This window comes from Providencia sp. 2024EL-00732 (assembly GCF_044006275.1).
GTDB classification, from domain to species: Bacteria; Pseudomonadota; Gammaproteobacteria; order Enterobacterales; family Enterobacteriaceae; genus Providencia; species Providencia huashanensis.
This window is the reverse complement of record NZ_JBIPDG010000001.1, coordinates 320669-337021: the sequence shown is the minus strand read 5'-3', so window position 1 is coordinate 337021 and position 16353 is coordinate 320669. Positions and strand designations below refer to the sequence as shown.

The 16353-nt window shown below is 37.0% G+C and carries 16 protein-coding genes; 10 read left to right on the top strand and 6 right to left on the bottom strand.

Annotated features, from left to right (window positions below):
- The first annotated feature begins 1006 nt into the window (after positions 1-1006).
- Positions 1007-1297, top strand: coding sequence for a hypothetical protein (locus ACHB7C_RS01505; RefSeq protein WP_048606965.1), 291 nt, complete (start codon positions 1007-1009; stop codon positions 1295-1297).
- A gap of 66 nt (positions 1298-1363) precedes the next feature.
- On the opposite strand, the gene ACHB7C_RS01500 is transcribed toward ACHB7C_RS01505, so the two are convergent.
- Both ACHB7C_RS01500 and ACHB7C_RS01495 read right to left on the bottom strand, forming a co-directional pair.
- A complete protein-coding gene (locus tag ACHB7C_RS01500) occupies positions 1364-2257 on the bottom strand; it encodes an endonuclease/exonuclease/phosphatase family protein (protein WP_071548006.1) in 894 nt (297 codons plus the stop codon).
- A gap of 253 nt (positions 2258-2510) precedes the next feature.
- Positions 2511-3545: a LacI family DNA-binding transcriptional regulator gene (locus ACHB7C_RS01495; RefSeq protein ID WP_042844132.1), complete on the bottom strand. Its 1035-nt coding sequence runs from the start codon at positions 3543-3545 to the stop codon at positions 2511-2513.
- Between the two features lie 230 nt (positions 3546-3775).
- Here ACHB7C_RS01495 and ACHB7C_RS01490 point away from each other — a divergent pair, with 230 nt between their 5' ends.
- From ACHB7C_RS01490 to ACHB7C_RS01480, 3 genes are read left to right on the top strand one after another with little or no spacing between them, the layout of a single operon-like run.
- Positions 3776-4222: a PTS sugar transporter subunit IIA gene (locus tag ACHB7C_RS01490; RefSeq protein ID WP_042844133.1), complete on the top strand. Its 447-nt coding sequence runs from the start codon at positions 3776-3778 to the stop codon at positions 4220-4222.
- A 21-nt stretch (positions 4223-4243) separates the two neighbouring features.
- Positions 4244-4531, top strand: coding sequence for a PTS sugar transporter subunit IIB (locus ACHB7C_RS01485; protein ID WP_042844135.1), 288 nt, complete (start codon positions 4244-4246; stop codon positions 4529-4531).
- Positions 4532-4542: 11 nt separating this feature from the next.
- Positions 4543-5799: a PTS ascorbate transporter subunit IIC gene (locus tag ACHB7C_RS01480; RefSeq protein ID WP_036958647.1), complete on the top strand. Its 1257-nt coding sequence runs from the start codon at positions 4543-4545 to the stop codon at positions 5797-5799.
- Between the two features lie 169 nt (positions 5800-5968).
- On the opposite strand, the gene ACHB7C_RS01475 is transcribed toward ACHB7C_RS01480, so the two are convergent.
- The 3 genes from ACHB7C_RS01475 to ACHB7C_RS01465 all read right to left on the bottom strand — a co-directional run bounded on the left by ACHB7C_RS01475 (position 5969) and on the right by ACHB7C_RS01465 (position 8554).
- Entirely contained in the window at positions 5969-6418 is a 450-nt protein-coding gene (locus ACHB7C_RS01475) for a GNAT family N-acetyltransferase (protein ID WP_210831878.1), read from the bottom strand.
- Positions 6419-6604: 186 nt separating this feature from the next.
- Positions 6605-7549 (bottom strand): SPFH domain-containing protein, encoded by a 945-nt coding sequence (locus ACHB7C_RS01470; RefSeq protein WP_042844138.1) that lies wholly within the window; start codon positions 7547-7549, stop codon positions 6605-6607.
- Positions 7550-7810: 261 nt separating this feature from the next.
- Positions 7811-8554 (bottom strand): aspartate/glutamate racemase family protein, encoded by a 744-nt coding sequence (locus ACHB7C_RS01465; RefSeq protein WP_071548005.1) that lies wholly within the window; start codon positions 8552-8554, stop codon positions 7811-7813.
- 121 nt (positions 8555-8675) lie between these two features.
- Here ACHB7C_RS01465 and ACHB7C_RS01460 point away from each other — a divergent pair, with 121 nt between their 5' ends.
- Positions 8676-9563, top strand: coding sequence for a LysR substrate-binding domain-containing protein (locus ACHB7C_RS01460; protein WP_349483585.1), 888 nt, complete (start codon positions 8676-8678; stop codon positions 9561-9563).
- Positions 9564-9629: 66 nt separating this feature from the next.
- Here ACHB7C_RS01460 and ACHB7C_RS01455 read toward each other — a convergent pair whose 3' ends face one another.
- Positions 9630-10913, bottom strand: a complete 1284-nt coding sequence (locus ACHB7C_RS01455) for a dicarboxylate/amino acid:cation symporter (RefSeq protein WP_042844141.1) — start codon at positions 10911-10913, stop codon at positions 9630-9632.
- Positions 10914-11739: 826 nt separating this feature from the next.
- On the opposite strand from ACHB7C_RS01455, the gene ACHB7C_RS01450 reads away from it, so the two are divergent.
- From ACHB7C_RS01450 to ACHB7C_RS01430, 5 genes are all read left to right on the top strand, one after another.
- Positions 11740-12693: a 2-keto-3-deoxygluconate permease 1 gene (locus tag ACHB7C_RS01450; RefSeq protein WP_042844142.1), complete on the top strand. Its 954-nt coding sequence runs from the start codon at positions 11740-11742 to the stop codon at positions 12691-12693.
- Positions 12694-12703: 10 nt separating this feature from the next.
- Positions 12704-13978 (top strand): four-carbon acid sugar kinase family protein, encoded by a 1275-nt coding sequence (locus ACHB7C_RS01445; protein WP_042844144.1) that lies wholly within the window; start codon positions 12704-12706, stop codon positions 13976-13978.
- A gap of 16 nt (positions 13979-13994) precedes the next feature.
- On the top strand, positions 13995-14951 hold the full coding sequence (locus ACHB7C_RS01440) for a D-threonate 4-phosphate dehydrogenase (RefSeq protein ID WP_042844362.1): 957 nt from the start codon (positions 13995-13997) through the stop codon (positions 14949-14951).
- Positions 14952-14954: 3 nt separating this feature from the next.
- Complete coding sequence (locus ACHB7C_RS01435; RefSeq protein WP_395346200.1) at positions 14955-15725, top strand: DeoR/GlpR family DNA-binding transcription regulator; 771 nt, start codon at positions 14955-14957, stop codon at positions 15723-15725.
- Between the two features lie 166 nt (positions 15726-15891).
- Positions 15892-16323: a carboxymuconolactone decarboxylase family protein gene (locus ACHB7C_RS01430; RefSeq protein ID WP_048606953.1), complete on the top strand. Its 432-nt coding sequence runs from the start codon at positions 15892-15894 to the stop codon at positions 16321-16323.
- Positions 16324-16353 lie beyond the last annotated feature (30 nt).

The following is a 16353-nucleotide window of genomic DNA, read 5'->3' as shown; positions in this document are numbered from 1 at the left end:
ACAACAGTACTTCTCTCAAAAATACCTGAGTAGTTATTTTTAGCTAATTGTAAGTAAATAAGAATTAATTTAATAATAAATGGCGCCACCTACTTAAGAATACCTTATTAGATAGCCACATTTGTCCTAATCACTATTTTTTGTAATAGTAATAATCTACGTAAATAGACACAACTAGTTTCATATAGGTTATTCGTATTTATACTTTATTTTACCCATCACATGAGTAAGTATACCAGCATTAAGCTAAAAATATAAATAGTACCCGAAAGATTAACTGTTTCAATTTGTATTTTTTTCACAAAAAGCGTTTCTCTTTTATATGACAGAAACAATAATTGGACTTAATTGTTAATTATCATTTAATAATAATCACTTCAAATATATTATTAAACAATTCGAATTAAGAATTACTGTGTCTAATTGTTAATAAACTCATATAATGCGTATATAGACTCAGTATATGAGTAAATTATTTATTTATTTTATTATTGAGTAATTTTATAAATAAGATTATCTCTTCCAAGAAAAACACAAAAAAAATAAAAGTAAATATAAATCAATAGATTACAATCAAAAGGAAAGTTAGGTTATCTTCTTCTACTAGTTTCATAAGTAGCGTCATTACCTTTCCATTATCAATATTATTTTACATCCCATATTGCCCACAGCCCAAAAAAACAAAACAAAAAATATCGTAATAGATTGATTAATAATTAAAAATTATAGATAATGAGATTACAATGAGCATTTTGAAAGTGATAAAAAACAGATTAATACAATTATTTAACAAATAAACCATAAGAATATTTAACGATATCATTATGATTTAAATCTTGTATGTACCTCAAACATATCCCAATTCGTCTAGTTAAACTAACCCAAATTACAGAATATTCCTATAAAAACACCCTATTAAACTAATACATAAAATTTTCCGACTAAAAATGACAAATTTAAATTTCAAATTCAGGTAGCATTGCCTTCCAAAGAAAAAGGGTATGCCATGACACAAATTCAATTACTTTTGCTTGCAACCAACAATATAAAAAACAATACAGACCTAAGCCATTCTCAAGAATCTTATGTTTACCAATACTATTATGCTAATGTGGCTAATCAGTTTGGTTGTATTAAAAGCTATATTGCTGAGTTTATTAAACAAACCTCTTCCGCCTTAGATAATGACCCACAGTTATCGGAACAACGTCAACAAATATATTCAACCGTTGAACGTTATTTGGAAATAGCTGAAAAACGTTATATTCAGAGACAGAAATTGCTTCAGAAACAATGAAAGTACAGATGTAACAAAGGCCTGCAAATGAGGCCTTTACCGATACAACTCCGTTTACCTACCTATCTACTGCTCTTGTAACTCCAATTCCGCTATCACTGGCAGATGGTCACTGACACTTGACCATTGAAACTCTTCGCTATCCGTTGGTATTTGCATTTCATTTACATTCCACACTTGCCCTTTAAATGTAAAAATGTGGTCTATGTCAATCGCTGGATTAACTGCTGGCCAACTACGATAATCCGTCCCTTTTTTCTCAACGGGCTGCCACATATAACGGATTTCTTGAATAGGTTGTTCATTAGCCGTTGAGTTAAAGTCACCAGCTAATATTTTTATTGATGCAGCTATATTATCAAAACCAGTGTCTGTATCCCCAATGCTCGCATCTAAAATATGACGAACCTGCCCAATACGCACTGTTGGGTCTTTTTGCCAATCAAGATGAGTCCCCATTATAATAATTGGCGCATCAAAACCCGGTTTTGTTATCTGAGATAATAATACAACACGTTGCTCCGCATCGCCTGAAGGCAAGTTAATGACTTTTGATTTTTCAATTTTATATTTTGATAAAATTCCTACGCCATATTCACCACCATCAAAATCTAATGCTTTACCAAATGCAAAGTGCATCTTGTTAGCCTTAGCGATTTCCTCCAGTTGATTAACATGTTTACTGCGCGCCGTTTTGTTATCAATTTCGGTTAAAACAATGACATCTGCATCAATTCTCGCAATTGCTTTATTTAAAGCATCGAAATTTTTCACATCTGATGCCAACTCGTTCTTTCCGATATTATAAGTTGCAACTTTAATCGTAGGCTTATTCGCGGTATAGACCTTATTCGGCGTACCTCCGTCTTGCACCTTAAGTACTTCAGACCCCGTGGTTGTTGCTAATGCACCGCAAGAAACTAAAATTGCGGTAGAAATAACTGTTTTTAATAATTTCATTATATTTCCCCTGCTATTGTCTAAAGCTATAAAGAGGTCAATACCCGTCAAAAGTCTAAACTTAAGTACAGGTGAAATATGACCTACTAATATACTGTAGCAAGGAATAAGAATGATGCAGTGACCAAGTCGACAATCTTATTTTGAGAGGCAAAAAAACAATCTTTTTTAGAACAAAAAAGTGACTTCTTATAGAATTTCTTGTTTAAGAGACAGTTAAATAACAAAATAGTGTGACTAAATCGATCCCCCCCTATGCACTTTGCCTAGCTTCGAACTTATAAGGGAAAATGACTTCTTCTTGTCTCTGTGAAAGATCACCGTCAGTATCCGCTAACCATCTTTGCAACTTCTTGGCAGCTTCTCTCGCCATTTTGCTATAATCAATGCGTACCGAAGTCAAGGATGGGTGAATATGGTCGCAATTTGCGGACCCTTCAACACAAGCAACAGCCAACATTTTCGGCACTTTAATCAAGCGCCTTTGACATTCAAAAATAACCCCTAACGCAATCATTTCGTGGCTACAAATCACAGCCTCAAGTTCAGGCTGACGAGTTAGCATTTCGCTAATCGCCTGACGTCCAAAATCCATGGTAGCAACATAAGGAGTCGTAATGCTTTGATCTGCACTTTGGTTATATTCGAGCATGGCCTTATTCCAGCCACTTAGTTGCTGGCTTTGCATTTTATTATCCATTTGAGCCCCAATATAGCCTATCTTCTTATACCCTTTTTGTAACATATAATGTGTTAAAAAATTAACCGCTTCCCCTATATTACTTTTAATATTTAATGTAAATGGATGACTCCCTCCCCCAGCAACACTGATAACAGGTATATCTACATTTTTAAGGTAGGTGTATACCCCCTCTGAATTAATCGCACCAAAAATGATCAAGGCCGCAGGGTTACTCTGTAATAATGTAGATAAAACTTCAGATTCTTTTTTCTGCTGATAATCATGACTACCAATGACAACTTGATAATTATTTTTATTCAAAACCTCTTGTAATGATTGCAGAAATACTGAACTAGCATTATCACGTAACGACGGAATTAAAACGGCGACTGTTCGGCTTTGGCCTGACGCCAAAATACCCGCAGCTGAATTTGGAATATAACCCAGTTCTTCAACTGCCTCGTTGATTTTTTCACGTAATTTGTCTGAAACCAATTCAGGCGTACGAAGCGCTCGGGATACTGTCATTGACCCAACACCTGCATATTTTGCAACATCTTGCAGCGTGACTCGCCCTGTATTTTTTCTTTTTCGTGTTTTTTCCATAAAATACTTTTAATTAGCCTAAACTTATTATTAACCCGAGTAACTTACCATAGGTTGAATTTGTTAATCAGCCAACAAGTGTCCTGAATTAGTATTTGTTCGCTATTTTTATTCAAAATGATAGCGCTATCACGAAAATGAAAGTTTAAGCTAGATAGCGCTACCATAGATCACTACTATTCATTCAACCATTAAAAAAGATAAAAATTCAGCATACCAGGAGTAACTCTATGCTAACGACATTACTGACCCCTAACGTCATTCAGGTCGTCGAAAGCGCCACTGATTGGCAAGATGCGATAAAAATCGCCTGTAGCCCTTTGGTTAATAATAAATTCATCGAACCAAGATATATTGATGCCATTATTAAATCACATGAGAAAATTGGCCCTTATTATGTATTAGGACCTGGCATTGCGATGCCACACGCACGCCCAGAAGATGGCGTAAATCAATTATCACTAGGTTTAACTGTTATTAAACAAGGTGTTGAATTTGGCTCTGAAGGCAACGACCCAGTTAAGTTATTAATTGTTCTCGCAGCAACAGATAGCAACAGCCACATTGGCGCTATCGCAAAGTTGGCGGAGCTTTTTGATAATCAAGAAGATATAGACAGCATCATGCAATCAGAAAACGTAGATGACATTCTTAGCATCATCGCTAAATATGAATAATTAAATATTAAGGTAAATATTATGAAAATCACTGTTGTTTGTGGAAATGGTTTAGGCACAAGTTTGATGATGGAAATGAGCATCAAAAATATTTTGAAAGACTTACAAGTAAGTGCTGATGTAGATCACGTCGATTTAGGCTCAGCAAAAGGAACTGTAAGCGATATTTTTGTAGGAACAACTGACATTGCAGAGCAATTGGTTGCCCAACAAGTCGGTGGCGAAATCGTAGCGCTCGATAACATGATTGACAAAGTCGCGATGAAAGAACGCCTGTCTGTTGCTTTACAAAAACTTGGTGCAATGTAAGCGGAGGCACTATGTCATTTTTTCGTTTTCTGATGCAGGATGTTTTATCTGAACCTGCTATTTTAGTCGGTTTAATCGCCCTTATCGGTTTAATAGCGCAGAAAAAACCGGTGACTGAATGTATTAAAGGCACCATTAAAACCATCATGGGTTTTGTCATTTTAGGTGCAGGTGCTGGTCTAGTCGTAAGCTCATTAGGTGATTTTTCAGCTATTTTCCAACATGCATTTGGTATAAATGGTGTTGTACCGAATAACGAAGCAATTGTTTCCATTGCACAAAAAAGCTTCGGCCGTGAAATGGCAATGATTATGTTCTTTGCGATGTTAATCAATATTTTGATTGCTCGTTTGACGCCTTGGAAATTCATTTTCTTAACCGGTCATCATACCCTATTCATGTCAATGATGATTGCAGTGATCTTAGCTACAGCAGGAATGGAAGGAACCTTACTGGTTACTGTAGGCTCACTGATTGTTGGTTTCTGTATGGTCTTTTTCCCAGCAATCGCTCACCCCTACATGAAGAAAGTCACGGGCTCAGATGATGTTGCAATCGGCCATTTCTCGACAATTTCTTATGTATTGGCCGGCTTTATTGGTAGCAAATTCGGTAATAAAGAACACTCTACCGAAGATATGAATGTACCAAAAAGCTTATTATTCCTACGTGATACTCCAGTCGCCATTTCATTTACCATGTTCATTATCTTCATTATTACTTGCTTATTTGCAGGTGGTGATTTTGTACGTGAAGTCAGTGGCGGTAAAAATTGGTTCATGTTCTCATTGATGCAATCTATTACATTCGCTGCGGGCGTCTATATTATTCTGCAAGGTGTGCGTATGGTTATTGCCGAGATAGTTCCTGCATTTAAAGGGATTTCTGACAAATTAGTACCAAATGCAAAACCCGCTTTAGACTGCCCAGTAGTATTCCCATATGCCCCAAATGCTGTATTAGTAGGCTTTTTAAGTAGTTTTGCAGCAGGTGTTTTAGGCATGTTTGTATTGTATGCATTAAACATGACCGTCATTATTCCTGGTGTTGTCCCACATTTCTTCGTCGGTGCAGCCGCTGGGGTATTCGGTAACGCAACAGGCGGCCGTCGCGGGGCTATTTTAGGTGCGTTTGCTCAAGGCTTGTTGATTACTTTCTTACCTGTATTCCTATTACCTGTTCTGGGTGATATTGGTATTGCTAACACTACATTCAGTGATGCTGACTTTGGTGCAATCGGAATTTTATTAGGTATTATTGTTCGTTAAAACACATAAACTCCCCAATATTGTTATACTATTGGGGAGTCATTGATTAATCCAGAAACATTAAGCATCACAGCAACTCCTTGATTACGATATAGCACAACTATCAAATAACTATCACAAAAATACAAATTCGAGCTACCACCTTAGCGATAAAGCCTGACTTTAATGCCTATAGGTTCAAAGCATATATATGCTCACCATCAATAATCTCACCAGTAAAGCTGAACCCATGACTGCAATATATTTTTTTAGCAATCATATTTTCCTCATCTAACCCAAGAGAGATTTTTCGTATTTCTAAGCTATTTAAATACACCAAAATTGCAGAAAAAGACTGTTTTCCTAAACCTTTACCAAGGTATTTATAATCCAACATAAAACGACAAATAAAAGCATGAGTTGGCTGTTCATCAACTATTTTGTACATAAAAAAGCCAATTAATTTATCATCCCAATAAAGTGCTTTGGGGATATATTCCGGATAATAGTGAGACTCCGCTATTGAGTATGCATTGCAACATACGTGCTCTTCTAATACGGTAGCAATACCATTTTTATTTGATGTAAGTTCACATACATCCCAAAAATTGAGTTTTGTTATTTCTTCAATATGAACCATAGATATTTTACCTAATTTTTAATACCGCTAAATACCGGTTAATTTCTGTTGTTAAATAATCGGGGAAGCTTATTAGACAACAAGTCGTTGGTCGATTTCGCGTCAATTGTGCTCAGTAAAATAAAAAACCAGCCCTAAATGAATAGAGCTGGTTTCAATAATATAATTTTTGTTAATCAGTGTTGATTATTGGCTATTTCGCATATCCATAATCATTTTACCGTCATAATCTGCGCCAACAACAATGTTAGGCACTTCACCTTTATATTTATGTGCTTTAATTTGTTCAATTTCTAACTGTTTCCAGTTAATCATTTCACGGGTGATTGTGCGTTGTAATATCGCATTAGCCTCTGCTTCCTTCTGAGCCGCATATAATTTTGCATCAGCCTCTTGACGCATCGCAAAAGAACTTGCTTGCGCATTACGTTCCCTCGCTATCGCTTGCTGTTCCGCTGATTCCCTTTCAGCTTCAGCAATCACCACTTTTTTCTGTGCTAACTCACGCTCTTTTTCGGCTTCTGCTTTCGCTTGGTTGATCTGCTCTTGGCGCATTTTAGTGTTGACCACTTGTTCCTGAACAACTTCTGGTAGAGTAATATCTTGGATCATGATTTCTTTTATCGTATACCCATATGGGGATGCATACCCTTGAATTGCATCACGGATAGACTCTTGAAGCTTCCTTTGTGTATCAGCCGTATACAGGTCTTGTGCATTAGCGACGTCTTTACCAAATTCGAGAATGGTTGAGATAAGCTTTTGGCGTACATATTTATCCAATGCCTCACTTTCAGTACCACCGTTAATACGCAATACTGGTGCTTTAGCACCATCAAACTGTAGCATTACAGTAATATCGACAATCGATTTTAGCTTATCCTGTGAAGGCACTCTTAATTCCTTTAATGAAACACGAATGTCTTTCGTCGAATATGTATCGAAAGTAGTAAATGGGTTAATAGGGAAATGCAAACCTGCATCATAAGCGACAGGGTCTACTTTACCTAGAAATGTTCCCACTTTAACAGAACCGTCTTGCACAATTGTATATGAATTAATACCAATAATACCGATTACAAATAGCAATACTGCACCAACAACCAATTTAACCATTGATTTAAATTGCATGAGTTAATCCCTATCTAACAATATTAGTCATTATAATAAACCGACTATTGTCACTACTTATCGGACAACTACAAGTCTAATATTCCTAAAGTTAAAGGCTAACCCATCTATCCAACAAGATAAAACAGCTCAAATTACAGTCAATTAAAAATTGAATGCAAAAAAATCACAATTACATGTTATACAATGCATTATTATATATTTATTATTTAATAGTTTTTATGTTTATCAGATTACCCCAGTGATGGCGAATGATAATTTTCAATGAAATTCAATTAATTTATTTGTTTTTTCTTCATCTACCTCTCTTTTCTCATCGATAGTATACCAATTAATAGCTTCTTTTATTAATGCTTCTGTTGCATCAATAAAATCCTCAGGGTTATTTTTTGAAAGCTCTTCTAATATTAAAGGAATTTCAGTGCAACCCATGACAAACTTATCAATACCACGTGATTTTAGTTGGCTAATATAAGGATAGAGCAACTCTCTTGCTTTAGCTAAATCACCCGATTTATATAAAATAATACTCTGCATTATTTTATATTGATTAACCTCATCGGGAACAATACATTCAATATTGTTCACATTTAGTTTTTCTTGATATAATTTAGTATGAATGGTTGCTGTCGTCGCCAATAGTGCTACCTTTTTAACATTATCCTCAATTATTTTTTTACATGCTGCATCAATAATGCTGATAAAATTAATATTAATTTCTTTCTTTAAGTCCTCATACCAATAATGTGCCGTATTACATGGCATAATAATGCAAGATACACCTGCACTTTCAAGTATTTTAAGTGAGTGTATCATTGCTGGTAATGGTGATGGCCCATTATAAATAATATTTTCTGTTCTATCTGGAATATCAGGCAATGACACAATAATAATAGGAATATGTTCTTGGTCCTTACTTGCATGTGTATTATTGATTAATTTAATAAAAGCATCCGCGGTTGCTCCGGGTCCCATTCCCCCTAACATACCTAATATTTTTTTCATAAGCCCTCCATCAAATTAATGATATCATGACATATTGTTAGCATTAGGTAATTGCAGAGTTTCTATAAGTCATGCTAAATTTGCATAGTAGATTAATAACTAAAAACCATTAGAGGACACAATGATCAGTAATCTTGAAATTAAATGGTTGCACGATATTGTTGTACTAGAAGAATGTAGAAGTTTTACGTTAGCTGCAGAAAAAAGAAATATATCACAGTCTTCTTTCAGCCGAAGAATTCAATCAATTGAATCATCGGTTGGCTTTGAAATATTTGATAGAAATACCAACCCATTACAACTTACCACACAAGGAAAAAGCTTTATTGTTTATGCCAGAAATTTACTTGATGACATTTATTTTCAAATAAACCGAATTAAAGGTATAGATAATGACAAGCAAAAAATTAATATTTCGGCTGCGCATTCACTTTCAGTATTTTTACTTCCTGACTTTATTTCACAATTTTCAAAAAATGTAGATAAGATTTTTTTTGTAGAGTCAATAAATGTTGATGAAGCAGTACATAAACTCAAAGAAGGGCAAAGTGATTTTATATTATCATTTTATAACGAAGAGTTAATGTCATCACCATTCTTACACACGAAAATACTAGAAAGCCGGCTACATCTTGTCTCTCCCTGCGACGAAAAAAAACGCCCTATTTTCAATATTGATAGCTCAACATTGCCTTTAATGAAGTATACAGATGAAAGCTATATGGGGAGGCAAGTCAACCAATTAATCAATAAATCAGATAACCTTCCCTTTGAACTTTCTTTTGTTTCATCTATGAGCGATGTATTAAAACGCATGATACTAACAGGTAGCGGCGTTGGTTGGTTACCTGATTACTCAATTAAAAATGAACTTAAAAAAAATGAATTAGCTATTTTAGACCCAAAATTATCAGTCACTATGGGGGTTTATATCTATCGAACCGAAGCTAGGTTAAATATCTCATCAGAACGCTTTTGGCAGTTTATGAGAAACCAAACCGCGCAATAACTACCAATGCTTAAAGAAATAGCCCTTCTGATAAGAAGGGCGTTAACTAGATAATAGTGACCATCACTATAAAGTTGTGGGTGTTTTTTCGCTCATCACTATTTCAGACTCCTCATTTACACGCCCTTTTCTCTCTTCTAAACGTGATATAACCGCGGTAGAGATACTGTTACCAACAACATTTGTTGCCGTTCTTCCCATATCAAGAAATTGATCGATGGCAAGTAATAGTAAAATCCCAGCTTCAGGTAAACTAAACATAGGTAATGTCGCGGCAACAACCACAATAGATGCCCTTGCTACACCAGCCATACCTTTACTTGTTACCATTAAGGTTAACAAAATAAGTATTTGCTCTGTGATACTCAAGTCAATCCCATAGGCATTCGCAATAAACAATACGGCAAAAGACTGGTACATCATTGAACCATCAAGGTTGAAGGAATAACCAAGAGGCAATACAAAACTTGTCACTTTTTTAGGGACACCATACTGATTTAAAGCTTCCATTGTTTTTGGATAAGCTGATTCACTACTTGCAGTTGCGAAAGCGAGAGCGACAGGCTCACGAATTAATTTCCCCAAACTAAAGACAGATTTTCCTAAGAAAACATAGCCAGCAAAGAAAAGTACTGCCCACAATACCGCTAAAGCAATATAGAAAAGCCCAATTAATTTCCCATAGTCATAAAGTAAACCTAAACCTTCAACCGTCACGGCTGAAGCAATTGCAGCAAATACCGCAATCGGTGCAAAGCTCATCACATAATCGGTAATACGGAACATGATGCGAGATAAGTCTTCAATTAAAGTCACTATGGGGCTTTTTTTGTCTTTACAAATAAATGCAAGACCAGAGCCAAAAAAGATTGAGAAAACTAATATCTGTAAAATTTCATTGTTCGCCATTGCTTCCGCAAAGCTTTTAGGGAAAATATGTGTGATGAAAGCTTTCAGAGTAAACCCTGATGTATTTAAACCACTATCTACCGCAGCCGCTGGAACTGTTAAGTTTAAACCTACACCTAATTGGAATACATTGACAAAAACCATTCCAATTAATAATGAAATTACAGCTGCTGAAATAAACCATACCATCGCTTTAATTGTAATACTACCAACAGAAGAAGAGCCTCCCATTGATACAATCCCTGACACGATTGTTGCAAATACAAGTGGTGCAATAATCATTTTTATTAAACGTAAAAAAACATCAGTAATAATATTCATATAAGATGCGATATTTTTTGCTTCTTCTACTGATGCGGCATAATTATGAAACCCCCATCCTAATATAATACCTAGAATAATAGCTATCATAATTTGTTTCATGAGTTTGTGTCTGTTCATTCGTACCCCTATTTTATTTATTTAAAGTCATAGTTATCACCTATAACCTTTTATTGGATGCGACTCTTGAGCCTGAAATCGATAGTTACATTTTTTTAACTTAAAGAGAAATGCAAATGGGCGAAATACCATGCAAAAAATGCATAAGGCAACAATTTAATTTAACACACTGATATATAAGGCTTTAAATAGAATAGACCTTACAATAAACCTAACATTATATTTTAAAAATTATCCTTTTTATTTAAAAAATTTATTTTTTTCAATGTTGATAAAAATAATTCTGTATTAGATTAAATACTGTTTGAATAAAAATAAGTTTAAAGACCGCTATCTACTTAACTAAAGCAAGTATGACTTATATAATGTTTGATACTTCTGATCCTTTCTTGTGGTCCTTTCTTCTGCTGCATTTATTCATCTGGAAATTAGCCATAAAATAGAAGTGGTAATGCTAATTATTATAGTCAGTGAACAGTTAAATTTAGCAACGCTTATTATCTCACCTATTCAACTCCTCCTTTAAAATACGACTTTTATCCCGCTAAATTTGAACCAAGAAATGTTAGCTAATATGCCATCAATAAGCTTATGGGCATGATTGCAGTCATTAAATAGTCAAAATGATCGATTTCAATCAAAGTATCGGTGCACTCCATACGCCCTATTTCTGAAGTTATCTCACTATATTTAACGATAAAAAGGCTATTTATGAGTGAAAATGATACTTCTCCACTAAAAATCATTAATGAGATCTAGGTCACGGCTGTTTTATTTTGATTGAATATAATCATTATGACTAAAATAAATCATGGCGGAGAAAACCATGCAAATAAAAAAATCGATAGAACGTATACCTGGCGGCATGATGGTTGTGCCATTAGTCATCGGTGCTCTGATCAATACCTTTGCACCCCAGTCTCTCGAAATAGGAGGCTTTACCACTTCACTATTTAAAAATGGCGCTCCCGCACTGATAGGGGCGTTTTTACTGTGCATGGGGGCAGGCATTAGCTTCAAAGCAGCCCCTCAAGCCCTATTACAAGGCGGTACAATCACATTAACAAAATTAATTGTCGCTATCGCTCTCGGGCTCGGTGTCGATTACCTGTTTGGTATGGACGGCATCTTTGGTTTAACTGGCGTTGCAATTATTGCTGCTATGAGTAATTCAAATGGTGGCTTATACGCTGCGTTAGTGGGGGAATTTGGTAACAAACGGGATGTCGGTGCTATCTCAATTTTATCTCTCAATGATGGCCCTTTCTTTACCATGATCGCATTAGGTGCCGCAGGGATGGCAAATATTCCTTTAATGGCCTTAGTTGCAGTTCTCGTCCCACTGATTGTTGGTATGATTTTAGGTAACTTAGATCCGCATATGCGTGACTTCCTGACAAAAGGCGGGCCAATATTAATCCCTTTCTTTGCTTTCGCATTAGGTGCAGGGATCAACTTAGAAATGCTATTACAAGGGGGCTTAGCGGGAATTTTATTAGGTGCCCTCACCACATTTGTTGGAGGTTGGTTCAATATCAGAGCTGACCGTTTAGTTGGCGGCTCAGGTATTGCTGGCGCAGCCGCATCAAGTACCGCTGGCAATGCCGTTGCAACGCCACTGGCAATCGCCCAAGCAGACCCATCCCTTGAAGCAATTGCGCTATCTGCAGCCCCATTGATTGCAGCCTCGGTGATCACAACGGCCATTTTAACCCCAGTTCTGACGTCTTGGGTCGCTAAACGTCAACAAGCTAAACAGCCTCAAGCTGCCGAAGAGTGAGGAATTAGTCATGAAACTACTCGTTATTGCGGACGATTTTACAGGCGCCAATGATACTGGCGTCCAGTTTGCAAAAAAACAGGCTCGAACTGAGATATTACTCGATAGCACACAAAAACATTCGTGGTTTGCTGATGTCGTGGTGCTCAACACCGAAAGCCGTGCACTAAATGCAGAAACTGCCTCGGATAATCTCCGAGGTAGCTTAAAACCCTTTTTATCACAAACTGAAAAGCCTTTAATTTATAAGAAAATTGATTCAACATTCCGCGGTAATATCGGCATAGAAATTGAAACGGTTATGTCTGAAGCCAATCTTAAACTCGCTATTGTTGCCGCAGCTATTCCTGCTGCTGGACGAGTAACCTTAAACGGTGAGTGCTTAGTTAATGGAAAACCACTGATAGAAACTGAGTTCGCATCTGACCCAAAAACACCCGTAGTTTCATCACGTATACAAACGATAATTCATCAGCAAACTGCTCTTCCCGTGATCGAGATCTCTTTAGAACAAATACGTTCAGGGCAGTTCGCAACATGGCTACAAACACAAGCGCCTACACAAGCAACTATTATTGTTACCGATGCCGAAAATGAGCGTGATTTAACCTTAATCGCTGAGGCCGTTTCCTCATTAGTTGAACCTTGCCTATTAGTCGGAGCCGCTGGGTTTGCAAATGCCTTACCTGAAGATAATTTTATGAGTAAAAGGCGAGGATTACCGCTATTTATCGTTGCAGGCTCCATGAGTAGCGCGACCATTGAGCAAGTAAATTATGCACAAACACACTGTAATGCCAGCGTCATTGATATTGATGTAACACAGATCCTTGCATCCAATACACAAAATGACTACATGGCTGCACTCATTAAAGAAGTTAGTCATACATTAAACCAACAAAAACACACCATCATACGTAGTAGTCGAGATGTGCAAGATAGGCATCATATTGATGAGCTATGCATAACCTATGGCATGACGCGTAATGAATTGGGAAAAACAATCAGCGACTTTATTAGTTTGCTGACATTAAACACGCTGTCTGTTGCCAGCATCGGGGGACTTTTTTTAACTGGTGGTGATATCGCTATTGCGGTTGCCAATACTTTGGGAGCAAAAGGTTATCGAATCCAATCTGAGGTTATGCCATGTATACCTTGTGGCACCTTTATTGATAGTGAAATCGATGACTTGCCCGTCATAACAAAAGCGGGAGGGTTTGGCCAAATAACCACTTTATGCGAAGCCATCAAATATATTGAGGAAATTTATTGTGAAAAATAATGTCGTTGCTATTACTATGGGTGACCCTGCGGGAATTGGCCCTGAGATTATCGTTAAATCCCTTGCCGAAGGTGAATTAGCAGGAGCTCCCGCTGTTGTTATTGGTTGTGCAGCAACAATGCAACGTTTAATTACATCGGGTTTGGTTCCTCAAGTAAAACTTAATATCATAAACAATATCAATGAAGCCCAGTTTTCGGCCGATACTATCAATATCATTGATGAACCTTTAGCTGCCCCTGATGAACTTGTCGCGGGCAAAGTTCAAGCACAAGCCGGTGACTTAGCATTTCGCTGTATCAAACGAGCAACTGAGCTTGCGCTGGCTGGTGACGTTAAAGCAATTGCTACTGCGCCATTAAATAAAGAAGCTTTGCACCTTGCAGGGCATAATTATCCTGGGCATACCGAACTCCTTGCCCAGCTAACGAATACTAAAGATTATGCCATGGTGCTTTACACTGAAAAATTAAAAGTCATTCATGTCACAACCCATATCGCATTACGAAAATTTTTAGACACATTAAACAGCGAACGTGTTGTTACTGTGACTCGCATTGCATCGGATTTTTTAAAACGAGTTGGCATTGAAAAACCACGTATTGCTATTGCAGGGGTTAATCCCCATGCTGGAGAAAACGGTTTATTTGGTGACGAAGAAATCGTATATTTACAACCTGCTATAGAACAGGTAAGGTCTGAAGGCATCGATGCGTATGGTCCTTGTCCCCCAGACACTGTATTTTTACAAGCTTATCAAGGGCAGTACGATATGGTTGTTGCAATGTACCATGACCAAGGCCATATCCCATTAAAATTATTAGGTTTTTATGATGGTGTTAATATCACTGCTGGCCTTCCATTCTTACGCACATCTGCGGATCATGGAACCGCATTTGATATTGCTTGGACAGGCAAAGCAAACCCTGAAAGCATGGCTATTTCCCTTAAACTTGCAATGAATGTAGTGTAATCAATGAGCACAATGGATAGATTGGATTTAATACTTGAGTACCTTAAACAGCATAACCTTGTGACTGTTGATGAGCTTGTACAAGCATTATCTGTTTCTGCGGCCACTATCCGGCGTGATTTAATTAAACTAGATGAAACTGGGGTTATATCTCGCACTCATGGTGGGGTAACGCTAAATCGTTTTATTCCAGTGCAACCCACGACTGTCGAAAAAAACCAACGTAACCTAAGAGAAAAGCGGGCTATTGCAAAAGCAGCAGCCCGTTTAATTGAACCGGGAAACACTGTCCTTCTTGATGCTGGGACTACTATGCTTGAGCTAGCTCGCGAGCTAACGCATATGCCGCTGCGCGTTGTGACCGCCGACCTTCACATTGCCCTTTTCCTTTGCGAGTTTAAACAGATAGAAGTAACCATTATTGGTGGGCGTATTGATGATAGCAGCCAATCCTGCATCGGTGAGCATGGACGAAGCCTTCTTCGTAGTATCTACCCTGACATTGCATTTATTAGTTGCAACTCTTGGAGCTTGAGTAAAGGGATCACGACACCAACTGAAGAAAAAGTAGGTCTAAAACGTGATCTTATTAAAAATGCAACACAATCTGTTATGTTAGCGGATAGCAGCAAGTACGGGAAATGGTCATTATTTCGCGTTGCCCAAATGGATGAACTGACTCATATTATTACAGACAATCACCTTCCTCCCGATGTTCAACAGCAATTTAGTCACTCTTGTAGCGCTAAACTATTACTGGTCCCCAGTAATTAATCTGTTAAGCAGCCTATACAACCATCACTCCTCTTCGTCGGCGAATAAGTATATACTCACTTAAAATTAGTATAAAAATATGACTAAAAGCCCGACTAATAAAAGATTCATAAAAATATTTTTAATATTGTATTTATCTAATAACGGAACTTACGAGGAATTATCCATGAGTGCACTAAGACTGGCTTATCCGACATTATCCCCTGATGCCTATAAAGGGCTTATTGATTGTAAAAATGCACTCAATAAAAGTGGATTAGGCAAAGAACTTGTTGAACTTGTTTACTTAAGGGTTTCTCAAATCAATGGCTGCGCTTTTTGCCTAGATATGCATGCCAATTCCTTACGCTCTTCGGGGGTTAGCAATAAAAAAATTGACACGCTAGCAGGTTGGCAAGTTAGCCATCATTTCGACCCGAAAGAACGAGCCGCATTAGCTTGGACTGAAGCGGTTGTGAATATCGCCACAAGTGGTACATCGGATGAGCTATTTGAAACACTAAAAACCCATTTTACCGATGTACAAATTTCAGACCTTACTATAGCCATTGGGTTAATGAGTGCATTTAATCGCATAGCAATCGCACTAAGGCAATAATTAATAACAATCAGCCAGTTTGCCATCGAT